Origin of the sequence: Altibacter sp. HG106 (genome assembly GCF_028561755.1) — a bacterium.
Lineage (GTDB): Bacteria > Bacteroidota > Bacteroidia > Flavobacteriales > Flavobacteriaceae > DFVG01.
Window position 1 is genome coordinate 346,468 of sequence record NZ_JAQQTD010000004.1, and the last position, 23,273, is coordinate 369,740.

22 protein-coding genes are annotated in these 23,273 nt (G+C 44.0%); 11 read left to right on the forward strand and 11 right to left on the reverse strand.

Annotation, left to right across the window (positions count from 1 at the left end; genetic code table 11):
- Nucleotides 1–184: 184 nt before the first annotated feature.
- Nucleotides 185–511, forward strand: a complete 327-nt coding sequence (locus PO830_RS08865; RefSeq protein WP_272853188.1) for a hypothetical protein — start codon at nt 185–187, stop codon at nt 509–511.
- A gap of 118 nt (nt 512–629) precedes the next feature.
- Nucleotides 630–1,973: a sigma-54-dependent transcriptional regulator gene (locus PO830_RS08870; RefSeq protein WP_272853189.1), complete on the forward strand. Its 1,344-nt coding sequence runs from the start codon at nt 630–632 to the stop codon at nt 1,971–1,973.
- Here PO830_RS08870 and PO830_RS08875 read toward each other — a convergent pair.
- Complete coding sequence (locus tag PO830_RS08875) at nt 1,968–4,409, reverse strand: hybrid sensor histidine kinase/response regulator (protein WP_272853190.1); 2,442 nt, start codon at nt 4,407–4,409, stop codon at nt 1,968–1,970. The genes PO830_RS08870 and PO830_RS08875 overlap by 6 nt on opposite strands.
- 265 nt (nt 4,410–4,674) lie before the next feature.
- Here PO830_RS08875 and PO830_RS08880 point away from each other — a divergent pair, with 265 nt between their 5' ends.
- Nucleotides 4,675–6,858: a TonB-dependent receptor gene (locus tag PO830_RS08880; protein WP_272853191.1), complete on the forward strand. Its 2,184-nt coding sequence runs from the start codon at nt 4,675–4,677 to the stop codon at nt 6,856–6,858.
- Here PO830_RS08880 and PO830_RS08885 read toward each other — a convergent pair.
- Entirely contained in the window at nt 6,855–7,295 is a 441-nt protein-coding gene (locus PO830_RS08885; protein ID WP_272853192.1) for a hypothetical protein, read from the reverse strand. The genes PO830_RS08880 and PO830_RS08885 overlap by 4 nt on opposite strands.
- A gap of 123 nt (nt 7,296–7,418) precedes the next feature.
- On the opposite strand from PO830_RS08885, the gene greA reads away from it, so the two are divergent.
- Nucleotides 7,419–7,901, forward strand: a complete 483-nt coding sequence (gene greA / locus PO830_RS08890) for a transcription elongation factor GreA (protein WP_272853193.1) — start codon at nt 7,419–7,421, stop codon at nt 7,899–7,901.
- 4 nt (nt 7,902–7,905) lie between these two features.
- Nucleotides 7,906–8,301, forward strand: coding sequence for an HIT family protein (locus PO830_RS08895; protein ID WP_272853194.1), 396 nt, complete (start codon nt 7,906–7,908; stop codon nt 8,299–8,301).
- Here the strand turns inward: PO830_RS08895 and PO830_RS08900 are convergent.
- On the reverse strand, nt 8,290–8,628 hold the full coding sequence (locus tag PO830_RS08900) for a hypothetical protein (protein ID WP_272853195.1): 339 nt from the start codon (nt 8,626–8,628) through the stop codon (nt 8,290–8,292). The genes PO830_RS08895 and PO830_RS08900 overlap by 12 nt on opposite strands.
- A complete protein-coding gene (locus tag PO830_RS08905; RefSeq protein WP_272853196.1) occupies nt 8,625–9,800 on the reverse strand; it encodes a sensor histidine kinase in 1,176 nt (391 codons plus the stop codon). The genes PO830_RS08900 and PO830_RS08905 overlap by 4 nt, the downstream gene beginning before the upstream one ends.
- 133 nt (nt 9,801–9,933) lie before the next feature.
- Here PO830_RS08905 and PO830_RS08910 point away from each other — a divergent pair, with 133 nt between their 5' ends.
- The 6 genes from PO830_RS08910 (at nt 9,934) to PO830_RS08935 (ending at nt 15,723) form a co-directional block, all read left to right on the forward strand.
- Complete coding sequence (locus tag PO830_RS08910) at nt 9,934–10,830, forward strand: flavin reductase family protein (RefSeq protein WP_272853197.1); 897 nt, start codon at nt 9,934–9,936, stop codon at nt 10,828–10,830.
- Nucleotides 10,831–10,842: 12 nt separating this feature from the next.
- Nucleotides 10,843–11,217, forward strand: coding sequence for a DUF3127 domain-containing protein (locus PO830_RS08915; protein ID WP_272853198.1), 375 nt, complete (start codon nt 10,843–10,845; stop codon nt 11,215–11,217).
- Nucleotides 11,218–11,280: 63 nt separating this feature from the next.
- A complete protein-coding gene (locus tag PO830_RS08920) occupies nt 11,281–12,651 on the forward strand; it encodes a short-chain fatty acid transporter (RefSeq protein ID WP_272853199.1) in 1,371 nt (456 codons plus the stop codon).
- 172 nt (nt 12,652–12,823) lie between these two features.
- Nucleotides 12,824–13,462 (forward strand): leucyl/phenylalanyl-tRNA--protein transferase, encoded by a 639-nt coding sequence (aat, locus tag PO830_RS08925; protein WP_272853200.1) that lies wholly within the window; start codon nt 12,824–12,826, stop codon nt 13,460–13,462.
- 68 nt (nt 13,463–13,530) lie between these two features.
- Nucleotides 13,531–15,276, forward strand: coding sequence for an agmatine deiminase family protein (locus PO830_RS08930; RefSeq protein ID WP_272853201.1), 1,746 nt, complete (start codon nt 13,531–13,533; stop codon nt 15,274–15,276).
- A gap of 102 nt (nt 15,277–15,378) precedes the next feature.
- Nucleotides 15,379–15,723 (forward strand): hypothetical protein, encoded by a 345-nt coding sequence (locus PO830_RS08935; protein ID WP_272853202.1) that lies wholly within the window; start codon nt 15,379–15,381, stop codon nt 15,721–15,723.
- On the opposite strand, the gene PO830_RS08940 is transcribed toward PO830_RS08935, so the two are convergent.
- From PO830_RS08940 to PO830_RS08970, 7 genes are all read right to left on the reverse strand, one after another.
- Nucleotides 15,720–16,409, reverse strand: a complete 690-nt coding sequence (locus PO830_RS08940) for a DUF2490 domain-containing protein (RefSeq protein ID WP_272853203.1) — start codon at nt 16,407–16,409, stop codon at nt 15,720–15,722. The genes PO830_RS08935 and PO830_RS08940 overlap by 4 nt on opposite strands.
- Nucleotides 16,390–16,965 carry a hypothetical protein gene (locus tag PO830_RS08945; RefSeq protein ID WP_272853204.1) on the reverse strand — a complete coding sequence of 192 codons (576 nt, stop codon included), beginning with the start codon at nt 16,963–16,965 and terminating at the stop codon, nt 16,390–16,392. Before PO830_RS08945 ends, PO830_RS08940 begins: the two co-directional genes overlap by 20 nt.
- Complete coding sequence (locus PO830_RS08950) at nt 16,962–17,534, reverse strand: DNA-3-methyladenine glycosylase I (protein WP_272853205.1); 573 nt, start codon at nt 17,532–17,534, stop codon at nt 16,962–16,964. The genes PO830_RS08945 and PO830_RS08950 overlap by 4 nt, the downstream gene beginning before the upstream one ends.
- A 19-nt stretch (nt 17,535–17,553) precedes the next feature.
- Nucleotides 17,554–18,276, reverse strand: a complete 723-nt coding sequence (locus PO830_RS08955; protein ID WP_272853206.1) for a hypothetical protein — start codon at nt 18,274–18,276, stop codon at nt 17,554–17,556.
- 168 nt (nt 18,277–18,444) lie between these two features.
- Nucleotides 18,445–19,683 carry a T9SS type A sorting domain-containing protein gene (locus PO830_RS08960; RefSeq protein ID WP_272853207.1) on the reverse strand — a complete coding sequence of 413 codons (1,239 nt, stop codon included), beginning with the start codon at nt 19,681–19,683 and terminating at the stop codon, nt 18,445–18,447.
- 33 nt (nt 19,684–19,716) lie between these two features.
- Entirely contained in the window at nt 19,717–21,120 is a 1,404-nt protein-coding gene (locus PO830_RS08965) for an HmuY family protein (RefSeq protein ID WP_272853208.1), read from the reverse strand.
- Nucleotide 21,121: 1 nt separating this feature from the next.
- A complete protein-coding gene (locus PO830_RS08970) occupies nt 21,122–23,266 on the reverse strand; it encodes a TonB-dependent receptor plug domain-containing protein (RefSeq protein WP_272853209.1) in 2,145 nt (714 codons plus the stop codon).
- Between the last annotated feature and the right edge of the window lie 7 nt (nt 23,267–23,273).

The following is a 23,273-nucleotide window of genomic DNA, read 5'->3' on the forward strand; positions in this document are numbered from 1 at the left end:
AGTACATACTGTGTATCCCAAGTAAACACTAATTTGACCCACGACCATTTCCCTAAAATTAGGGATAACAGGTTGAAATACAAGGTGTGGGTACATTTTTCTTATGGCTCTTTGTTTTAGGCACATCTTTTTCTTTATACACAACAATAAATGTTTAATTAATTATAACTAAAAAACAATAAGTATGAAAAAGGTAATGTTTGTAGTAGCAATTGCTATGGGAAGTCTAACAACGATGAATGCACAGGAAGTAGCGGCAGCAGATGCCACACAAAATCCAACATTGGAAGCCACGCAAGTGACTCCCGCTCAGGATAAATTTGTAGAGGTGAAAGTAGCCGAGTTACCGGAAGCGGTAACAAATGCGGTTAACACCGATATGAAAGATGCCAGCGTAACCCAAGCATTCAAAAACGACAAAAACGTATATCGTCTCGTGATTACGAATGAGGATGGAACCTCTAAAAAGGCTGTGATAACCGCAGACGGTACATGGATTAAAGAGCAGTAAGCTGCAGGTATTTAGATTCAATACTTCGCATGGGTGCCCTACGGGGCACCTTTTTTTATGAAAAATTTAAAAAACTGCTCATAAATACTCGCTATTTTTACCGATTGATACACCCAACATGACCCCATCCATCCTGATTACTGAAGACGATGTTGCATTCGCAAGAATGCTTGAATCGTTTTTGTCACGTAAAGGATACGATGTAACCACTCGATATAATGGGGAGGAGGCGCTTTCTGCCATGGAAAAGGCCTCGTTCGACTTGCTCATCACAGACCTTAAACTACCTGATATCTCAGGAATCGATTTGCTCGATTCCTTGCGCGACAAGGGCAAAGCGACTAAAAGTTTGGTGATCACAGGTCATGGAGATGTGTCCTCGGCCGTGGAAGCCATGAAAAAAGGAGCTTTGGAGTATATCACCAAGCCCTTCCGTCCCGAAGAATTGTTGATGATCATTGAACAGGCACTGGATACCGAACTGCCAAGTCCGAAGCCAACACCGTCTAAGCAAGGGCCCAGTACAGAGGTCAAACCAACTTTTGTTTCTGGCATTGGGGAAGCTTCAAAGCGTTTTAACAATTATATCTCCTTAGTGGGGCCTACGGATATGTGCGTGCTTATTGAGGGAGAGAGTGGTACAGGCAAAGAAGTGGCTGCACAGGCGATTCATCTGGAAAGCGATAGAAAGGACTTTAATTTTATTGCGGTGGACTGTGGAACCATTCCGAAGGAAATTGCGGCTAGCGAATTTTTCGGGCATATTAAGGGGAGTTTTACCGGAGCCATATCAGATAAGAAAGGACATTTTGAAGCCGCCAACGGCGGAACGCTCTTTTTGGATGAGGTAGGTAATCTTTCCTATGAAAATCAAATTCAATTGCTACGCGTACTTCAGGAGCGAAAGGTGAAGCCCGTTGGGGGTAGTAAAGAGATCAATGTAGATGTGCGTATTATTTCTGCGACCAACGAAGATTTAAAAGAGGCGGTTGCTGAAGGTAGATTTCGGGAGGATCTGTATCACCGGCTCAACGAATTCTCCATACACATTCCCCCACTGCGACAGCGCAAAGACGATTTGTTTCTGTTTACGGAGTTTTTCCTGGCGCAGGCCAATCAGTCTTTGGGGAAACAAGTTTCAGGACTGTCGAAAGAAGTGGAAGTAGCCTTCAAGAAGTACCACTGGCCCGGAAATCTACGAGAACTGAAGAATGTGATTAAACGTTCTGTGTTGTTGACCGAAGGGAGCAGCATTCCGTTAGAAGTCATTCCCCGGGAAGTAGTCACTCCAAAAACTTCGACTTCAGAAAAAAAGGATTTCTCAAAAGAATCGAATGAGAAGCAATTAATCCTCAATGCGCTCAAGGAAGCTGGAAACAACAAGTCGAAGGCCGCAAAAATGCTTCAAATTACTCGTAAGACACTCTACAATAAGATGGCGCATTACGACATAGAATTATAACGAAAGTTCTAATTTCAGGGCTTCGGTTAATCTGTGATGTGCAGTAAGCAATGTTTCAAACGTTTTTTTAGGTTGCTCTGAAAGTCCGTTGTCCTCTAATTTTTCCAGTAAGACCACAACCTCTTGCGCATCGAGTTGGCGACTCATCGTTAGCATCTTGTGTGCAATATTTTTTACGTCCGATTCGGCTCCTTTTTTCAATGCGTGTTCCAGCAATTGTAAATCGTCTGTAGATTGCTCGCAGTAAACGCGTAGCACCTCTTTCAGACTTTCTTCAGAATCTACAAACGACCGCATGCGGGAAAGTTCGAACGTGTTATGGGAGGGTTGGGCGTCGTTTCGTTTTTCTGCGGAATCATCTGCCATGATAAATGGACTTCCAAATAAAGGGGCCAGAGCTTTCAGAAGCTGGCGTTTTGAAAAAGGCTTTGGAAGCATTTCTGAAAACCCAGCTTTGAGAAAGGCCTCCCGTGTAAACTCCTTGCTTCCGGTCATAATGATCACGGGTTCTCCCTGATAGGTTTCCAAGGCACCACTTTTTAAGGTCTCTAATACTTCAAACCCGCTTACTTCCGGCATTTGCAGATCGGTTAAAAGAAAGTCGAATCTAAGGGCGTCTGCCTCTTTAAAGTCGTCAAATCGGGTATAGCCGAAGCAAGTAATGTTCAATTGCTCGAAAACTTCCGTAAGCATGGCGATCATCGAAGGGTCATCGTCTATTACCACAGCGGTCATGTCGTGCTGCAAGCGCGGGAGGTCTTCGGTCTTTTGAGGCTTCTTCGTGGCCGAAAGTTTTAGTGGCAACGTAAAGAAAAAGCTACTTCCTTCTCCAGGGGTACTTTCTACAGAGAGGGAGCCGTCCATCAACTTGGCGATCTTTTGCGAGATAGTGAGTCCCAATCCACTCCCTCCAAACTTTTTAAAGGTGTCACTTTCAGCCTGTGTAAATTCTTTGAAGATAAGCTCCTGCTTCTCCTTTGAAATACCAATCCCGGTATCGGTTACGGCGATCTCTACTAACTGGTACCCCTGTGCCTCTTTTAACAAACTGGTGGTAATTTGAATTCTTCCTTTTTGCGTGAATTTAAAGGCATTTCCTACCAAATTGTTCACGACTTGTTGAATCCGAAAAGGATCGCTCTCATAAAATTCTTCCGCAATGGCATCACTGATGTGAACTTGAAACTGAATGGGTTTCTCAGCATGAGTTTCGCTGTAATTCTTTCCGATCTTCCGAAGTAAATTCGCCAAGGAAAAAGTGACTTGATCTAAGGGGAGTTTCCCAGCTTCTAATTTTGAGAAATCCATCAGGTCATCTACCAAACGGCTAATAAATAGTGCGCTTGATGCCACTTGTTGGTTGTAGTTCTTTTGTTTTTTACTGAGCTCGGTATGTCCAAAGAGCTCAGAATACCCAACAATCGTATTGAGCGGTGTTTTCAAATCATGACTCACCGTAGCTAATAGCTGTTCTCGCGTTTTTAGAAGATCTTCAGAGTATTGCTTTTCCTGTTCCAGGCGCTTCTTATAGCGTTCGGTTTTGAAGAAATCGGTGATCACGATGTACGAAAAGATCAACAAGGCGAGTCCGCCTACCACGGCAAAATTCCATAATATCTTAGACGTTCGTCTGCGGGTGCTCTGCCGTTGACGAAGTGCCGCCGCATTCTCCATAAGCATCTCACTGTCTAATGAGGTAATAACCTGCTGTAACTGGTTAGAAATGGTAAGGTCGTTCTGTATCAGTTCGTTCTCTTTTTGCTGAAGGGATCGCTGTAGTCTGGAATTGGAGCGTTTTGCTTCCGCCACTATATATCGAGTCGCCGCCATCATAGAGTCGAGCGTAACCGATTTCACCGTGGTGGTATCTACACCGCTGTTCTCGTTGAGGTAATCTACATACGATTTTAACACCGAATACTCTCTCCGAGAGAGACGCTCAGGACGTTGAATAAAGTTTTCTACGGAAATACGGCCGATGCGTTCATCCATGTTCTTGAATTCACGAAGAATGTCATCTAGCGGTTTGCTTTCGCCCCGTGTAAGTTGTAGTACCCGAATTTGCTCGATATTATCAAATTTTTGATCCAGCAAAGCATTCACACTGTCTAATTTGACACGTTGTGTCGAATCGGTGACCAGTTGTTGTAAGTCGGTGATCTTTCGGTATAACGAATCTTTTTTGTACTCGTACCGTTGCAGGTCTTCTTCCTCTTGTGTGAGCAACGCCAGCCGCGAAAAACTATCTGTCTCGTATAAGAGATTGATCAGTGACCCTGTTTCTACCACCTTTCGTTCGTTGGTGTCTTCACTTTCTACATTGAGATACGTCGTATATTCCGCATACAGAAAATAACTCACAAAAACTGCGATGGCGGCGAGTAAGAGGTAGCTGAGGATTACCTTGAAGGGAAATTTACGCTTCGGTTTGTTCATTGAATTAAAGGTACTAAATATAGCCATACCAAAACGCAGGGAAATTCTTTTTTGGCGTAGGCTATGGCTATCAAAAAAACCTTGCTTACTTTTGCCGAACATCTCAAAGGGGTGCTATTTCCAAAAGGAAAAGCTGAGATTATACCCGTAGAACCTAGAACAGGTAATGCTGTTTAGGGAGACTGAAATTACATCGCGTAATTTCATAGAATCAAGTAGTAACCATAGAATAATGGCCCCTTTTATTCGTAATATTTATGTACGAATGAAAACGTTATTTATTACCCTCGGCCTGGTGCTGAGTAGCAGCGTCTTATGGGCGCAAGACACCGAACAAGCCACCGATTCCACCGAAATTGAAACCCTGGAAGCGGTGTTGCTAAAACACGTGCGCGTGGATGCCGACTCGCCCGTAACCCACTCTAATCTTTCCGCAGAAGAAATTGATCAACGCAATTTAGGACAGGACATTCCCATTCTGCTCAACTATTTGCCGTCCGTAACCACTTCGAGTGATGCCGGAGCAGGCGTAGGGTATACCTACATTCGCGTTCGAGGGAGTGATGCATCGCGCGTCAACGTAACCTTAAATGGAATACCGTACAACGATGCCGAAAGTCAAGGTACCTTTTGGGTGAACCTGCCCGATTTTGCTTCCTCCATTCAAAATTTGCAATTGCAACGCGGTGTGGGAACATCTACCAACGGGTCGGGTGCATTTGGTGCCAGCATCAATTTGTTGACTGATGAGATTTCCGAAGAAGCCTATGCCGAAACCTCCCATTCGTACGGGTCTTTCAACACTAGAAAACACAATGTACAGTTCAGTACCGGTTTGTTAAAGGATCGTTTTGAAGTTTCGGGGCGATTATCTAATATTCAAAGTGACGGTTATATCGACAGGGCTTCATCCGATCTAAGCAGTTATTTTCTTCAAGCCAGTTATGCCGAAAATAACACCTTATTAAAATTTCTGACATTCGGAGGGCGGGAAGAAACCTATCAGGCCTACTTCGGAATAGATGCAGAAACCTTAGCCAACGATCGTACTTTTAACCCCGCCGGCTTATACACCGATGCCGATGGCAACATTCGTTTTTACGGAAACGAAGTCGACAATTACGCGCAAGATCACTACCAATTGATCTGGAACCAGCGCTTCAACAATCGTTGGAGTAGCAATGTTTCTCTTAATTATACCTACGGTCGGGGTTATTTCGAGCAATACCGAGAAGACGAGGACTTCGCAACCTACGGATTTGAGCCTATTGTAATTGAAGGAGAAGAAATCAATACGACCGATCTCATTCGCAGACGCTGGCTCGCGAATAACTTCTACGCGGTTAATGCCAATGTGAACTATACCGATAATAGCGTTGATATCTCTGGAGGTCTCTTTTTTAGTGACTACGCCGGCGATCATTATGGTGAGGTGATTTGGGCGCGATTTGCTAGCGACAGCGAATTTGGAGATCGCTATTATTTTGGTACGGGCGATAAAAGCGAGTTCACTGCTTTTGCCAAGGCAACATGGCGTATCAATGATCAATGGAGTGTTTTTGGAGACCTACAAGGTCGCTTTGTAGATTACGAAACCACAGGAACTACCTCAGATCTCATCGAACTGAACGAAAATCAAACCTACACTTTCTTTAATCCGAAAGCGGGTGCCACCTATCGTTGGAACGAGCAGCATCAGTTGTATCTTTCTTACGGAAGAGCAAATCGAGAACCGAGAAGAAGCGATTTTGAGCAGGATATCTTTACGGCGGAAACCCTCGATGACTTCGAATTAGGATGGCGTTTTAATAACAAAAATACACGTGTCAATACCAACATCTATTACATGAATTACCAGAATCAACTCGTGCTTACGGGAGCCATTGATGACGTGGGTGCCCCCATCCGTGCCACCAGTGGAAAGAGTTATCGCTTCGGGATTGAAATAGATGCCCAATTACCCATTACGGAAAATCTTTCGGTCATGCCCAACATTGCGGTAAGCACCAACAAAAACGTCGATTTTGTAGCTTCTATCGATGGAGAATTGGTCAATTTGGGAAACACTAATATTTCGTATTCTCCTGAAATTGTCGCCGGGAATATCATTCAGTATTTACCGCTAGAAAATCTGCAACTGGCGTTGTTATCGAAGTATGTGGGAGAACAATATTTGGGTAATATTGATAGTGAGACGTCCCTACTGGAAAGCTATTTTGTAAATGATTTTAATATAAATTATACTCTTCGGGATCTCGGATTTATGGAATCAATTACCTTCACTGGGTTGGTCAACAATTTGTTTAACGTGGAATACGTGCCCAACGGGTATTTCTTTACATTCGACGATGATTTTAGCAACCCGGGCACGGTGACCACCATCGAAGGTGCCGGTTTTTATCCTGCGGCTACCATCAATTTTCTCTTGGGGGTGACGGCACGTTTTTAGTTGGTGATCACCACATTGTCACCGGCTCGTTGTACACGATATGGTTGCATAGGATAGTTAGACGACGGGTCGGTTTGATGCTGGCCCGTCAATAAATCATAGCTATTGTCGTCTCCTTCACAAGGACAGGTAGCGACGACTCCCGAAACGTTCATGCGCGAGCAGGAACTGGGTGGGTGGTTGGGATCGCTCAATTCAAATGCCGTGTACATATTGGTGTTGACGCAGTAAACAACAACACCGCGAATACCTTGTTGGGTAACCACCACACTGCTTCCAGGGAAGTTCAGCGGACTGTACTCGGGTAGATTTAAGTTTAAGTTCAAATTGATCACCGGATTGGTGAGGTTCGGATTATTATCCTGCAACCCATCATCATCTCCTTTACAGGAAACCAAGATGAGCAGGGCGATGAGAAGGTAAAATAACCGTTTCATGAATAGCAAATTTTTTAGGGTGTGAAGGTACAATTATTTCCAGATTCTTATTTTTTCGTATCTTTGTTTAACAAAATCCCGTCGCGTATGGGATTTTTTGTGTTTATATTAAACGATGAAGTTATGAGTAACGTATCTTATTACACTGCAGAAGGATTAAAAAAATTGCGCGCTGAGCTCAATCAGTTGAAAGATGTAGAGCGTCCCAAGGCCTCTCAGGCTATTGCGGAAGCCAGAGACAAAGGCGATTTAAGTGAAAATGCCGAATACGATGCCGCCAAAGAAGCACAGGGCTTGCTAGAAATGCGCATTTCAAAGCTGGAAGAAACCCTGGCCAACGCACGATTAATAGATGAATCACAATTAGACACCTCTAAAGTATTGGTGCATTCTAATGTAAAGATTAAGAATAAGGCGAATGGAGCGGAAATGAACTATAAACTGGTCGCGCAAAGTGAAGCCGATCTAAAGAGTGGAAAAATATCGGTCGATTCTCCCATCGGAAAAGGATTGCTGGGAAAAAAGGTAGGTGATGTCGCCGAAATCAAGGTTCCCAATGGAACGGTTCAATTTGAAATTCTCGATATTAGCCGAGGCAACTCTTAAAAGTATGGCAACTGTTTTTACCAAAATCATCGAAGGCGAAATTCCGAGTTATAAGATACTCGAAGATGAAAATTTTATCGCCTTCTTAGACATCAATCCCAATGCAAAAGGACATACCCTGTGTGTTCCTAAAGAAGAAGTAGATAAACTATTTGATCTTGGAGAACATATGTATTTGCAATTGATGCAATTCTCACGTCGTGTGGCAAAGGCGTTGGAAAAAGCAGTGGAGTGTAAACGGATTGGGATGAGCGTCGTGGGCTTAGAAGTTCCGCATGTTCACGTACATCTTATTCCGATCAATGAAATGAAAGACATGACCTTTCAGCACAAAATAACGATGACCGAAGAGGAATTCACAGACCTGGCCGCCACGATCAAACAATATTTACAAGGGTAAAAGAACGTATACTACAACGCCTATCGCGGCTATGCCAAATAGCACCAGAAGATATGCCCAAGCCGTAAATTGTAGGCCCTCTTTTTGCGGATGAACGCGCTTTTGTTGATACTCATACGCACGTTCAATCGCATCATCCCAGGATACCGGATAAATCTCGTTGTTACACGTATGGCAATACAGCGTAGCGGCTACCGGCCCATATCGCTTGCTGAGCCAATTCTGGGAAATGGTTTCTTGCGTAAAAATCAATTCCAACCCTTCTTTTGAATAACATTCCGGACAATGATTATTGAGGGGCGCTTTATGTAGCATTTCAGGCCTCATGTGTTCGCTTGTTGCTTTAAAATGATCTCCATAGTGGTTCCAACGCCTTTCGTGCTTTTTAAAACGTGAATTTTTCCATTGTGGTATTCTCTAATAATCCGTTTTGCCAGAGAGAGCCCCAGACCCCATCCGCGCTTTTTCGTTGTGAAGCCGGGTTTAAAGACACGTTTCTGATTTCTTCTCGGAATTCCTTTTCCCGTATCGCTTATTTGAACATGCACATTTTTTCCCTTCGGAAGAATTTCGATGGTAATCTTTCCCTTGCCCCGCATAGCATCGATACCGTTCTTGACCAAATTCTCGATGGTCCAGGCGTACAATTGCTGGTTGAGGTCAACCGGAACGGGATGGTCTGGAACCTTCAGCGAAAATTCAATCAATTTCGAGCTTCTATTCTTTAGGTAACTATACGCAGATGCCGTTTCAGCGACAATATCGCGACGCGTTAAGGTAGGTACAGAGCCTATTTTAGAAAACCGCTCGGTAATTGTTTGTAAGCGGTCGATATCCTTTTCTATCTCCATGGTATACTCAGGATTCACCTGTTCAGCCTTCAGCAATTCATTCCACCCTACCAGAGACGAAAGTGGCGTACCAATTTGATGCGCCGTCTCCTTGGCCATTCCGGCCCATAATTGATTTTGTTCTGAAGATTTAGAGGTGCGATAGAATAGGTAGATCGCCAAAAAGAAGAGTAGGATGATAACAATTAAAGCGGCCGGATAGTACTTGAGCTTGTTGATAATAGGAGAGTTTCCGTAGTAGATGGTCTGCAACAAATCATCCCGAAATCGAATTTCAATAGGTTGATATTCCCGAGAGAATTGTTGCGCCATTTTTTCTCGGAAGGCTCGCAGCCTCTCTTCGGAAACTCCCTGTTCATCCAAGTTTCTGGAATCGTATAGATCTTCCTTATGACTGTAGAGGATCATCGGCGTGGTGGTGTTGCTCTGAAGGATTGGCAGTACCATTTCACTGGTGTTGTCTAAACTCGCCTCATCTACCAAACTCTTCTGAAGTTCTTCTTGAGCAAAAGCCCAAATTTTCATCTTATTACGTTCATTATCCTTTAGCTGGTTAAAGAAAGCATAGGTATTCCATAAAATCAAACTAATGATACAGAGGGAAGCAAAAATGAAGAACCAACGAATAAAGGCTGTCTTGCTATACATAAAGAAGAATTTCTCGTACCGCTTGTACCGTCAAAGGTAGTATTGCGAGGGTGTTAAATATAAAGCAAATATGTTAATATTATTGCCTTGCCAAATTTTTAGAAACTAATTGCATTCAATACCTTTGCCCACTATGTTATCGGTTGATCCCAAAGAAATTTCTACCAAACAATTACACGGCTACCTTTTAGGTGCGGTGGCTCCACGCCCTATTTGTTTTGCCAGTACGGTAGACGCATCGGGTCGGGTGAATCTGGCTCCTTACAGCTTTTTCAATGTATTTGGGTCGAACCCGCCGATCATGATTTTTTCCCCAGCCAGAAGGGTGCGAGACAATACCACCAAGCATACCTTAGAAAATGTTTTGACCACCAAAGAAGTGGTTATAAATATCGTAAGCTATGCCATGGTGCAGCAGATGTCTCTTTCTTCTACCGAATATCCACAGGGAGTCAACGAATTTATCAAAGCGGGTTTTACGGAAGCTCCCTCGGAAGTGGTTGCTCCGCCGCGGGTTGCCGAAGCGCCGGTGCAGTTTGAATGTAAAGTGACCGAAGTGATCGCAACGGGGACTGATGGAGGAGCAGGAAACCTGATTTTGGCTGAAGTGGTGCGCCTGCATGTTAAGGAGGCTATCTTAGATGACGCAGGAGGGATTGATCCCCAGAAAATAGATACCGTCGCCCGTATGGGAGGAAATTGGTATTCCAGAGCGAAAGAAGGCATGTTCGAAGTGCCCAAACCCCTATCTACCTTGGGAATTGGTGTCGATGCCTTGCCCGAGACCATACGCACCAGTGCGTACCTTACCGGAAATGATCTTGGAATGTTAGGGAATGTAGAAGCGTTGCCGGCAGCGCAGGCTATCTCCACTTTTAAAGAAACCGCTTCGGAAAGCTATCAGTACCTGATCACCTCCGGAACGAATAAAGAAGTACATGAAGAGGCGCAGCGATTGTTAGGAGACGGAAAGGTGTCGGAAGCATGGTTACTGCTCATGGCAGCAATGAAAACGAATCATTCAGAATAAAATAATAGAACGATGGAAGTACAAGGAAAGATTAAAATGATTGACGAAACCAAAACCTACGGATCCAACGGATTCCGTAAGCGGGAAGTGGTCGTTACTACCGAAGAACAATATCCACAACATTTGATGATCGAATTTGTGCAGGACAAAACCGATCTGCTCAATAATTTTCAAGTGGGGCAGCAGGTAAAGATCAGTATTAATTTGCGCGGTAGAGAATGGGTCAATCCCCAGGGCGAAACGAAATATTTCAACTCTATTCAAGGCTGGCGCATCGAAAACCTGGAAGCAGGTGGAGGTTCTAACATGCCTCCAGTACCACCGGCAGATGCTTTTGAGCCTGTAAACGACTTAAACGAAGACGACCACGACGACTTGCCTTTCTAATGGAAACCCCATAGAATTTAAAAGCCTGTCCTTACTTGGGCGGGCTTTTTATATTTTTACGACATGAAGCTCACGCGAGGTATCGAAGCATTTTTTAGTAGGTTTATGCCTTCTCCTTTCGCTATTGCCTTATTGCTAACGGTAATAACCATTATATTGGCGTTGCTCTTTACCGAAGCACCCGGAACCGACGCGCATCTTTTGACCATCTTATCGTATTGGGAGCAAGGAATTTGGAACAATGCCTTGCTTGTCTTTGCCTATCAAATGATCCTTATCCTGGTGCTAGGACATATCCTTGTGTTGAGTGCGCCGATGAACCAACTAATTGAAAAAATTACAACAGGGGTGCGAAACACAGGCACCGCTGTAGTCTTGGTAAGCGTTACCACCATGTTAGTGGCGTTTTTTAATTGGGGACTCGGACTCATATTCGGGGCTATTCTCGCGAGAAAGATTGCTGAATCAGCCCAGAAGAACGGATTTCCTATAAATTATCCCTTGGTGGGAGCAGCGGGCTATGGGGGTTTTATGATCTGGCACGGCGGAATTAGCGGTTCGGCACCGTCGAAAGTGGCAGAATCAGGACATTTAGCGAGCCTCATGCAAGGAATAGGCAGGAGTACAGCGAATTCCCTCCCGTCTCAAATCACCTATGCGGAAACTGTTTTTAGCACTTCCAATCTGCTCATCTTTTCGGTGGTGTTAATTGCGGTACCACTTATGTTATATGTTTTGGGAAGGCGACTTCCGGCAACTCCTATTACACTGCCTACGTATGAAGGAGCTGGCGCTAGTGATGCCGATATTTCGAGTACCTTCTACGATCGTTCGCGTCTTTTTGGTATAGGTATCGGTGTATTACTTCTGGTAACCTTTGCTTATCAGTACTGGAACGATCTACAGGCCTTAGCCATAACTCCCAATATGTTAAACTTCTTTATGTTAGGTCTGGCCTTGATCCTGCACGGGTCGGTAGCACGTTTTTTAACCGCCTTGGAAGAAGCTATTAAAGGGGCTTCGGGAATCTTAATACAATTTCCGCTGTACTTTGGCATTATGGGCATCATGAAGGACAGCGGAATGGTTGTTATGGTCTCAGAATTTTTTGTCTCTATCGCCACGCCAATCACCCTGCCTATTGTCACTTTCTTTAGCGCAGGTTTGGTAAATATTTTCGTGCCTAGCGGCGGCGGGCAATGGGCAGTGCAAGGCCCAATTGTAATAGACTCGGCCCAACAGTTAGGCGTACCACTCCCCAAGGCGATCATGGCGTTGGCTTACGGCGATCAATTAACGAATATGTTACAGCCGTTTTGGGCTTTACCTTTGTTGGGAATTACGCGCTTAAAAGCCAAAGAAATTTTACCCTACACCTTGCTGATCATGCTTTTGGGTGGAAGTATTTTTATCATCGGATTATTGATTTGGTAATAAAAAAACCTCGTTGATGACAACGAGGTTAGCTTTGTGGATTAGGTCATTTTTGACAAACTCAAAAAACAATGATGAACAAATTTAGGGATGTCAAAAACAGTATAAATTTCAGAATTTTTCTTCATTTAACCAATAGAAACGCTTTTTTTAACAAAGAAACCCACTCAAGATGATACCATTAGGTGAGAAACTATGGTTCCCTCCGGTGGAGGAGGCTTCGGAAGATGGATGGTTAGCGTTCGGCGGAGATCTGTCCGCGGCTCGTTTGCTATTGGCGTATCGCAGTGGGATTTTTCCGTGGTATGAAGCCGGGCAACCTCCCTTGTGGTGGAGTCCGGATCCACGAATGATCTTAATTCCGAAGGAATTTAAAATTTCAAAATCTTTCCGGAAACGGTTGCGCACCCATCCGTTCCGATGCACCGTAAACCAAGCCTTTGAAAGCGTAATATCACAGTGCGCGAATATTTCACGAACCGGACAAAGCGGTACTTGGATCACGTCTGAAATGAAAAAGGCGTATGTACAGCTACACCAGCAAGGGCATGCTGTTTCTGTGGAAGTTTGGGACGGAGAGCAACTGGTGGGCGGATTGTACGGAATCGACTTACCTGAATCCCGCATCTTTTGTGGTGAGAGCATGTTCTCAAAAGTAAGTGACGCCAGTAAAATCGCCTTACATTACTGGGTAGGACGCCTTGAAGCCATGGAATATCATTTTATCGACTGCCAGGTGTATACCCAACATCTGTCAAGTTTGGGTGCGCGAGAGATTCCCAGAACCGAGTTTCTACAATTTTTGGAATAGTGTATCGCTGGAAAAAGTGCTTCAAAAATCGTATCTTCGTGCTGCTTGAATCAAATCACGGAATTACTATGAAACGATATTACACTATCCTGTTGTTGCTATGTGTGGGTCTAATTTATGGAACCACCTATTCGCAGACCAACGATGTCCTCCCAAAAGGTCTCACGGAAACGGAAAAAGGCCTTCTGAAAGATTTTCAGTTTAGGGATGCGCAACGCACGGCACCCCCTACGGGTCCCGTTCGAACCATGGCCGAATGGGAAGAAGTAGAATACTTAGTGATTACCTGGGAACCAAATTTTGAAAATATCCTACGTCAGATTGTGGCGGTAGGTGTTCAGGAATGTCAAGTGATTATCACCACCCAAAACGAAACATCGGTTCAGAATTACCTTCAGTCGAATGGTATCGATCTGACCAATGTGACCTTCATGGACGAAAACTGGGATAGTATCTGGATTCGCGATTACGCAGGGAATACCATCTACAGTGACGATGTGGGAGAACGCGCCTTGGTAGATTGGATTTATAACCGTCCGCGACCCAACGATGATGTGATGCCTGCGTCTCATGCTTCCCTATTAGGGCTTCCCATTTACATCACGAATTCGGGAACGAATGATCTCGTAAACACTGGTGGAAACTTTATGAGTGATGGCTTGGGAAATGCCTTTGCTTCCGAATTAATTTTGGATGAAAACGAGCCGGGGAATCCGTACGGGGTAACCCCAAAATCGGAAGCTGAGATCGACGCCATTATGGAAGACTATATGGGAATTGAGAGCTATATCAAGATGCCTACATTACCCTTTGACGCCATTCACCATATCGATATGCATATGAAGTTATTGGATGAGGAAACGCTCTTGGTAAGCGAATATCCTGAGGGTGTGGCAGACGGACCGCAAATTGAAGCGAATATTAATTATGTTTTGGATAATTTTGTTTCTCCCTTCGGAACTCCCTATGACGTAAAATGGATACCCGCGCCTCCTAGCACTTCTGGGAACTACCCAGATACCGGTGGGCACTATCGTACCTTTACCAATGCTATTTTTATTAATAAGTCGGTTTTAGTACCTACCTATCGGCCCGAAGTAGATGATCCGGCCTTAGCCCAGTGGGAAGAAATGCTTCCGGGATACAATATTGTTGGGATTGATGTGGACAACCCGGGTGAAAACCTCATTTCTTTGTTTGGGGCAATTCACTGTATAACGCATACCATTGGAGTAGAGGAGCCGCTTTGGATAGTACATCAAAAAATTGACGAAGCCAATGAAGGAAGTACTGTTCCTGTTGCCGCTACCATAAAGCACGAATCTGGAATTGCGGCAGCCTCCATGTTTTGGAGAGAAGTTGGACAAACCGATTATACCGAAGTGCCAATGGCACTTGATTCCGGAGATCTATGGGCGGTAGACTTTACCGTGCCAAGCACTTCAGGGGATATAGAATACTATATTCATGCGGAAGCAAATTCCGGGAAAACCATTAATCGGCCCCTGGTGGCTCCAGAAGGCTATTGGCGAATGAATGTGGAGAGCTTCTCTGCGAACGATTGGGCCGCACAACACATCTCTGGGGCCTATCCTAACCCTACAAGAGGCGCTGTTAATTTTGAACTGAATCAGATAGAGGGGCCGGTGTCGGTTCGTATTTCGAATATTTTGGGTCAGGAGCTGGCGGCTTACCCGCTGGAATCCGCCAATGGTGCTTTGCGCATTGAACTGCAGGATAGCTGGAAAGGGACTTTATTTGTGACCTTTTCAGGAGACTTCGGAACCATCACTAAAAAAGTGATCAAACTGTAAATAATTTCGTTCATCTGTTAAAAAATAAAGCAGATGGGCGTAAAAATTTGTTTTTCAGCAAAATAAAGTACATCTTGAGGTCATAATTTGAAACCCCAAATTATGAAATCTTATGTATCCCTTCTGGGGGCGCTGCCTGTGTGTAGCGTATTTCCCGCGGTAGCTCAAGAGACGTCTACAATAGATGTGAATACCGACATAGACGTGGTGGCGGTGTATGAAAAATATGTGGAGGATGGATATGGCGACGTAACCATCTATCGCCGATTAGCTAATGGCTATTACTTCAGAAACGACTATCTGAAAGCCAAACGTTATTTCGAAACCTGGTTTGAAGTGGAGCCACCCACCAAAACAGCCGCGCACCGCTATCGACAAACCTTGAAGGCGCTCCAATTACCGTTGAAAAACAACAAGTATCTCGTGGCGTTTCGAGAGCAAAACTAAAGACTGTAGATACAAGAAAGTCTCAAAAATAAACGTCGGTCTGTATTCTGTTCATAGTCTTCCCAACGATATTCTGCTTCCAATTGAATTTTCATGGCATCGAGCCATTGATTTCCTAGTCCTATTGTAAGTCGTTGGTCCCACTCGGGGTGGGATGGCGTTGAAACAGTTACTAAGCTTTCTGTAGAAGCTAGAATATAAAATTCCTTCGTGTCCAGCGATAAGCCCTGCAACGGAACATCTAATGACAATCGATACCGAAAACGAAATCGAGTTCGAGTAGGTTGAATGCGCTCGTCGATACGAAGGCGTTGTACCCACCGAAAACTATTGCGATATTTTGCCCAGCTGTAATATTGATTCAATCGAAGTTCATTTTCTTCAGACGCATCGAACACCTCATTCCACCGATACATGACGCCACCTCCCAGTTTTCCGTAAAAGCCCACGCTATAGGAAATATTGGCACCTGCTTGCAGATGCCTACTCATGGCACTCCATGATTCAGTAAGGTCTGACGTCATCGCTAGGCGATATCCGGCATTTACATTCAGACCAAACCGCTGGTTGAGCTTGGTGTTGAAGGCAACCTCTGTTTCCGAAAGACCTGCCGTTTGTGCATAACTTGCCAAAGGTAACAGCAATATCAACAGTAGTGAGCGCAGCTTAAAAAAGGATAAAATCATAAGAGCGTCTCAAAATTTTTCTAGACTGTAACCAACTGCCATCCTTCGCAAAAAGCATCTCATATCGTGTTACAATTCCCTCTTTTTTAGTGGTGACAATACATTCATAATTAAAAACACTGGCTTCCGAACGGCGCAAGGCCTCCTTAAATTTCTCAACAGGGTTCCCTTCCGAAACGTACTGCCGTTGTACTTTTTCGATGCGCCATCGATCGGTTTCGGCGGTTAAGTAGGCTTCAATGGCTTTCTTTGTCGCTTCCGGCAGCGAACGAAACTTCCAACGTACTTCAATATCTTCCAAACGCCCTTCTTTTGAGAATTCGGCACTGACGTGATACCCTTCTTTTTTGAATTTGATTTCAAAGCTTTCCGAAGCCCCGTCGACTTCATAATAATAGCGAATTCGGCGGGCTTGCTGTAAAAACGGGTTCGCAACAGAGATGGCTTCGTTCGGCATTTCTTCCTTCGAAATACGCTTTTCATATTCTTGTTTTACCTGTCCTGTAAGAATACCAGAGACCATGATAAAGAGCGCGATGTATCTATATTGCATCATAACTGTTGTACTTCCTTATGTCTGAAACAATCGGTAACATGGTCGTTGACCATGCCAGTTGCCTGCATGTGTGCATATACCACGGTTGGTCCCACAAATTTAAAGCCTCGTTTCTTGAGATCCTTACTGATGGCAACACTCACGACGGTTTGGGCGGGAACTTCTGATAAGGTGGTAAAGGAGTTTTGAATGACATTATCGTTCGTAAACCCCCAGATATACGCGCTAAAACTTCCAAATTCTTGCTGTACCTTTAGGAAGGCCTGTGCGTTGGTGACCGTAGCCCTAATTTTTAATTGGTTCCGAATAATGTTAGGGTTTTGCAACAGTTCTTGAATTTTTTCTTCGGAATAGAGCGCAATTGTGTGATAGTCAAACTGATCAAAAGCCGCTCTAAAGTGCTCGCGTTTGCGTAAAACGGTGATCCAACTGAGACCCGCCTGAAAAGTTTCTAAAAGTAAAAACTCAAAAAGGGTGTTGTCATCTCGAATCGGCACGCCCCATTCGGTATCGTGATACGAAACATATAAGGGGTCGTCCCCACACCAGGCGCAGCGTGTTTTTTCCATAGATACGTAAAGATACAGATTACTGCTGACCAGGAAAATTATAGGTGATCGTACCTAATTGTGAATCTTTTCCGGCCTTTGAAGAGAAGCGCGCCGATTGAGCGTACTCCAAGGCGCTATCAATTAAACAACCGTTGTTGGTGGTTGAGGTATTTTCGTTGTAACTAGTTTTTACGACTTGTCCGCGATCGTTTACCGTAATATTGATCACCACCGAACCGCCGCCCTCACAGGTGTAAACAGGGTTTGGCAGTGATAAAGCCGAACGATGTACCAAACGGTATTTGATCGTCGTGTTGCGATTGGCACCACTACCTTGTGTCGGTAATCCAGATTGATTCTCTTGAATTTTATCTTGTGTTTCAGCAATCTTTTCTTTGGCCGCAGCAATTCCTTCTTCCGTTGTGGTGCCATTACCCTCTTCCATGGCTTTATCCATACGCTCTAGCAACTCTTCTAACGAGGTATCCTCATTGGGTAGGGTCGTTGTTTCATTTCGATATTCTCTGGCTTCGTTGTAGGCTCGATTGGTTTCTACGGAAGGATTATTTTGCTCAGGTAGTTCCGTGAGCGCCGTTTCTTCTTCAGGTATGGGTGGAAGTTCTGCGGCATATTCAATATCGTATTCAGGCTCAAAGGGTGGAGTACCTTCCCCTAGATGAATACTAAACAAGGTCAAGAATAATATTCCGAAGAGTAAGCAAGTAATCAAAAAGGCACGGTATGAATACTGAAAATTCATAGGTGCAAGTACGTATTTTTGTAAGAAAAATGCACGTTTGCCGTGCTAATTAACGCTGATTTAGCAATTTATTGAACCGATAGGATACTGTGTAAAAAAAGAACAGTCCTATGCAAAAGGAGCATAAGACTGTTCTATAGGCTTCAAAAACCTCGAAAAGTGTATGGCTTATTGAATGACTAATTTCTTAGAAACGCTAGCGTCTCCAGAGGTAAACGTCACTACATACATTCCACTTTGCAAGCTCGATAGGTCCAACGTCTTATTGAATAATCCGTTGTCGTTCCCCAATTGAGTATGGTATACGATGCTTCCGTTCATGTTGTGTACACTCACGGTGTGCAGGTTAGCCATGGCATTGTTACGTTCGTAAACAATTTCCACGATTCCGTTCGTTGATGGATTAGGATACATACCAAAAGTAACACCTTCGGCTACCGTTTCGATCCCTAAAAGATTAGAAACGTCTTCATAAACAAAGGTTAGGTTTCCAGTAGCTGATCCTTCAAATTCTGTAAAGTGTACGCGATACACCGTGTTGGCATCATATTTTACATAATACGTCATGTTGCTATTAACATCGTAATCGCTTCCGTTAAAGGATTTCCAGTCGTACCCAATGATATTGATCTCTTCGGAATAATCCAAACCGTTTGGATCTGGATCTCCTGACGTTTCTTCCACTTGCGCTACGGTAAGATTCGCATTGTGAAGCGCTCCTGAAACGTTGTAATAAGAACCCGGAGGATCCAAATAGGTATTGTATTTAGTGAACACAAAATCCCAATCGGTTTCGGCCGGTTCTGCGACTACTTCGCTATCGTTCTGTAGTGAATAGTAGTTGTAGCGATTATCAGGGTTGCTATCATTGTCGATCACATAGGTGGTGTCGTTTACCCAAGCACTTCCGTCCCAAGTAGCATATCGGAAGGTATATTCACCGAAATAATCTTCGATCAAAAATTTGCGATAGGTACCGTCGGTATATTTCAATACAAAGACAATGGTTCCTTCAATATGATGATTTGCCGGGTTATATTCTCCCCAGCCATAGGTGGCAGAACCTTGCATAAAGGCGCCATTGTCCCAGTTGGTGTCATCGTTGTAAAGAATAGTCCAGCTTGGTTCATTAGCAATATCAATGGTATTGTAATCGTTTGGATCGTTAGAAGCTTCGTAAACCGAAATTCCAATTCCGTCGTTAACGCGAATACCGTGATTAAAGGCATCAATACGTAAGAATGCAACATCCCAGCTGTTGGCGGCAAAAACCGTTTGCGTTTCTGTATCTAATTTATAGTATACTTCATCAGCATATCCAGCACCCATAGAGACGTTGATCGTCTGCTGCGCAACACCGGTAAAAGAGAGGGTTACGATCGCGATAAAAGATAATAGTTTATTCATAAGTGTTTATGTTAAGATAGAATTGCGTGTTAGTTATAATAGTTCGTATTCAAATTCAGGATATCCGCGAATACCGTCGTCATTGGTAAGCGCCAAGAATCGAAGCTTGTAAATATTTCCGTTAGGATCTTGGATGATATAAAAGACATCAGGCGTTAGTGTTCCCTCAAGGACATCGCGCCAGTTACTTCCAATTGCTCTTTGATCTTGCTGAAAGTTTGCTGCTTGTACGTTTTCAAAAGTAAATTCGGCATAGCCATCGCTTTCTACTTGATACGAAACAACGCCTCCTTTTCGGTTATGAAGCACACCATCTGAGAAGCCATAAGACCCTGCACCATCAATTAGGTTTGTGAATACGGTAAAGTTGAGGTCCCAAAGCTCACTTTCGGGCGCTACGTTTACCAGACTATCAGAATTGAAACTAAAGAATGTAAAGTTGTATCCCGGTGATTTTTCAATAGTTACTTCAGTATGTGTCGTAGCATCCAATTCGGCATATTGCAATAGGTATGAATCTCCTTCACGGAGAATTCTAATTTTTAGATACCCTCTAGGAGCTCCGGCAATTGCTACACTTCCTGGCTCGGGCGTTTCCGTGCCTACTTCAAATCCTAAATTCAACAGATATACCTTATTGTCGGCATTGTTGCTGCTTATTGCTGAAATGGCCGTTTTGTTGATATCACCGTCAGGATGATCTACGTAGGCTTCGTTGGCAGGATCAAACGTTCCAACAGCCACGGCCGCTTGAATATCTGCTACATCGCTTGAAGAAACTGCATCAATATCGGTGCTTTCCAATTCGGCGACCGCCATATACACAGAACCGTTAATGGCCACGCGAAATTCACTTCCGGAGTAAAATCCTAGGTCCCATTCATCACGTTGATAGGTGGTTTGTTTTTCGGTGCTGAGGTCAATATATACTTGATTTTGCTCATTGGGTCCGCCCACGGTGGGTGCGAAACTACGTCCAAGGGAGGCACTGCTGTTTAAGGTGAAACTCGTGTTTCCTTGAATTTGCGCATTGGGATACGATACTTCAGAAATATTGAAGCGGATCTCCACGGTTTCATCGAGCGATGGGTTCAATTTGTTGAACGTCACCGAAGCTCCCGTTTCTCCTTCGTTGATTGTAAGCAGAATTGTGTTTCCGTCGGCAGCAGGAATGGTCGTGAAATCTTCTCCGTAAATCGCGTTACTACTTGAAATCGTAATGACCACTTGCCCGATATTAGTTGCCGTTTCAGAGTATACCAAGGCAATATCACGATTATTCTCGATCTCGGATAAATTTCCGGAAGGAGTTTCAAAGGCGACTACAAAGGGTTCACCATCATTTATCACTGTGGTATCATCATCACTACAAGCTGCCAAAACAAGCACAGCGAGCAGGGGAAGGATAAAAGCTTTGAAGGTTTGTAACGTTTTCATATTAAAGGTTTAAATTGTACGTAAGTCTTATAAAATAGGATCGGCCGTATCCTAAGGGAGTTTGCGTAGGTGCGGCATTGTGCGCGCCACCTTGAAAGGCCGTAGTATTTACTTCAGTAATGTCGAACAGGTTTCGGGCTCCAATGGAAGCGACGAAAGCTCCGTCGATAAAGCGTTTGTTGATCGTGGCATCTAACCAGCTGTAGGCCTCGGTTTCACCCCGTTGAAATTCTTGGTCTCCTGCTTCATTGGTGCGTTCCACGAATTGTTGTTGTCTCCCAATGTATTTGTAATAGAGTGAAAATGTGGTTTGCCACTTTGGGACCGTGTACGCCAAATTTGAATTTAGCTGAACGTTGAACAAGAAGTCGTCATTAGATTGTGTGTCGCTATTCAAGACCTTCGAGATCCCCTGAAGAGAAACCCCAATGTTTGCCTTGAAATTCTCGTAATAGATCTCATTCTCCAAGAAGGATCCAATGGCACGGTATTGATCGATGTTGTTATACTGAAAGGCAAGTGGCGTTTGATTTACCACGATCAATTCGATACGATCTTCCAGCCCCAAATAATTAAAACTTAGTTTGTTCTTCATTCTGAAAGTGTCAGAAAAAGTTGAATTCTTCTTGATGTGAAGAAATGTTGAAACTCCTTTTTCCGGCACCAAATTTGGGTTTCCTTGTACATCGTGATTGACATCCACGAAATACGTAAACAGCTCTTGATAACTCGGAGTCCTATTGGCAGCTCCTAACACGGCACGGAACTCCCAATCTTCTCCAACGGTTTGCTTGGCGCTTAAGGAACCTACATATTGCGGCGCAAAAAGGTTGCTCGTGGACACCCGAAGGCCCGGGCGTAACGAAAACCGGGGCGTGACTTGCCATTCGGTACTCGTAAAGAAATCATAGAAATCAAGTTGTTGGCGTTCTTCGGAATCTCCGGCCGCTATTGTGATCGCAGCGGCAGACCCTGTTCCTTCTTCCAACGTGAGTTCGTATCCGGCTTGGACGGCTACTTTTTCGGATCGAAATAAGTTGCTGAACGTTCCTCGGGAGAAGAAGGCACTTCTACTTTGATACTCGCCTGATTCGACACTTTCTTTAGTGCCTGTTCGGAAGCGATACGTATAGCGCTCCAGATCCTTGGTTTGCTCCTGATACGAAAGGGAAACATTAAAGTTCACCTGATTGAACACCAGTCCTGTCGCATTTAAATGATGGTAAAACCGATTGTTGGTATACATTTCATCCCGCGCCGACGGATTGGTGGTTCCGGTTGAGGGATTCGGATTCAGATCTACATTTTGACCATAACGTTCTATGTTTTCATGTAAATAATCAAACCGATAGAATAGAGAGATGTTGCTAGATTCATAAGACAACAACGACTTTACATTTTGTTGTGTCTTCGGAAGCCACTCGTGCCCGCGTAACCCATCATCAAAAGGCCAGTCTTCTCCTTTGCGGTCATTGAAAAATCCACCAAAGTCGTTTCTGAAGTACGCCGCATTCGCATAGAATTTTTCCGAAAAATTATGTCCGACTTTAACCGATTGAATATGCCGACCCTTGTCAAACCATTCGTACTCGTCTCCTACGGTTTCCTCTTGAACGTATGCCGTAATATGCCAATCATTTCGAGAAGACTTCTTTGTGATGATATTGATGATTCCCGAAACGGCATTCGCTCCATATTGAACGCCCATAGCACCTTCTACGATCTCAATGCGCTCTATATCATCTAGGTTGATGAGCGTAAGGTCAATATTGTTTCCAACTCCTTCTTCGTTGATCACCGGAATATTGTCGATCAATACTTTGAAATACTGACTGTCAAGTCCGAACAAACTAACGCCGCTTTTTCCGGTGCCGGTATTGGGTGTAATATTCAAGTTGAGCGTCGTGTTCAAGACGTCTGCTAGCGTGTTCGCCGCTTGACGTTCGATGTCACGTCTACTAATCACTTTTACTTCCACCACCGATTTGTTAACGGCTTGTGGATTGATTTGTCCGGTAACCACCACTTCCTCCAATTGTTCAGGCTGAAGGGTGTCTCTTACTTGCTCATTTTGGGAAGAGAGGCTTTCGCAAAACAGCGTAGCCAAAAGGGCAAAAAAAATCGTCTTTTTAAAAGATAACTGCATCCGAAGT

Coding starts and splice junctions, on each gene's coding strand:
- PO830_RS08865 (WP_272853188.1), top strand. CDS start 185: ATGAAAAAGGTAATGTTTGTAGTAGCAATTGCTATGGGAAGTCTAACA.
- PO830_RS08870 (WP_272853189.1), top strand. CDS start 630: ATGACCCCATCCATCCTGATTACTGAAGACGATGTTGCATTCGCAAGA.
- PO830_RS08875 (WP_272853190.1), bottom strand. CDS start 4,409: ATGAACAAACCGAAGCGTAAATTTCCCTTCAAGGTAATCCTCAGCTAC.
- PO830_RS08880 (WP_272853191.1), top strand. CDS start 4,675: ATGAAAACGTTATTTATTACCCTCGGCCTGGTGCTGAGTAGCAGCGTC.
- PO830_RS08885 (WP_272853192.1), bottom strand. CDS start 7,295: ATGAAACGGTTATTTTACCTTCTCATCGCCCTGCTCATCTTGGTTTCC.
- greA (WP_272853193.1), top strand. CDS start 7,419: ATGAGTAACGTATCTTATTACACTGCAGAAGGATTAAAAAAATTGCGC.
- PO830_RS08895 (WP_272853194.1), top strand. CDS start 7,906: ATGGCAACTGTTTTTACCAAAATCATCGAAGGCGAAATTCCGAGTTAT.
- PO830_RS08900 (WP_272853195.1), bottom strand. CDS start 8,628: ATGAGGCCTGAAATGCTACATAAAGCGCCCCTCAATAATCATTGTCCG.
- PO830_RS08905 (WP_272853196.1), bottom strand. CDS start 9,800: ATGTATAGCAAGACAGCCTTTATTCGTTGGTTCTTCATTTTTGCTTCC.
- PO830_RS08910 (WP_272853197.1), top strand. CDS start 9,934: ATGTTATCGGTTGATCCCAAAGAAATTTCTACCAAACAATTACACGGC.
- PO830_RS08915 (WP_272853198.1), top strand. CDS start 10,843: ATGGAAGTACAAGGAAAGATTAAAATGATTGACGAAACCAAAACCTAC.
- PO830_RS08920 (WP_272853199.1), top strand. CDS start 11,281: ATGAAGCTCACGCGAGGTATCGAAGCATTTTTTAGTAGGTTTATGCCT.
- aat (WP_272853200.1), top strand. CDS start 12,824: ATGATACCATTAGGTGAGAAACTATGGTTCCCTCCGGTGGAGGAGGCT.
- PO830_RS08930 (WP_272853201.1), top strand. CDS start 13,531: ATGAAACGATATTACACTATCCTGTTGTTGCTATGTGTGGGTCTAATT.
- PO830_RS08935 (WP_272853202.1), top strand. CDS start 15,379: ATGAAATCTTATGTATCCCTTCTGGGGGCGCTGCCTGTGTGTAGCGTA.
- PO830_RS08940 (WP_272853203.1), bottom strand. CDS start 16,409: ATGATTTTATCCTTTTTTAAGCTGCGCTCACTACTGTTGATATTGCTG.
- PO830_RS08945 (WP_272853204.1), bottom strand. CDS start 16,965: ATGATGCAATATAGATACATCGCGCTCTTTATCATGGTCTCTGGTATT.
- PO830_RS08950 (WP_272853205.1), bottom strand. CDS start 17,534: ATGGAAAAAACACGCTGCGCCTGGTGTGGGGACGACCCCTTATATGTT.
- PO830_RS08955 (WP_272853206.1), bottom strand. CDS start 18,276: ATGAATTTTCAGTATTCATACCGTGCCTTTTTGATTACTTGCTTACTC.
- PO830_RS08960 (WP_272853207.1), bottom strand. CDS start 19,683: ATGAATAAACTATTATCTTTTATCGCGATCGTAACCCTCTCTTTTACC.
- PO830_RS08965 (WP_272853208.1), bottom strand. CDS start 21,120: ATGAAAACGTTACAAACCTTCAAAGCTTTTATCCTTCCCCTGCTCGCT.
- PO830_RS08970 (WP_272853209.1), bottom strand. CDS start 23,266: ATGCAGTTATCTTTTAAAAAGACGATTTTTTTTGCCCTTTTGGCTACG.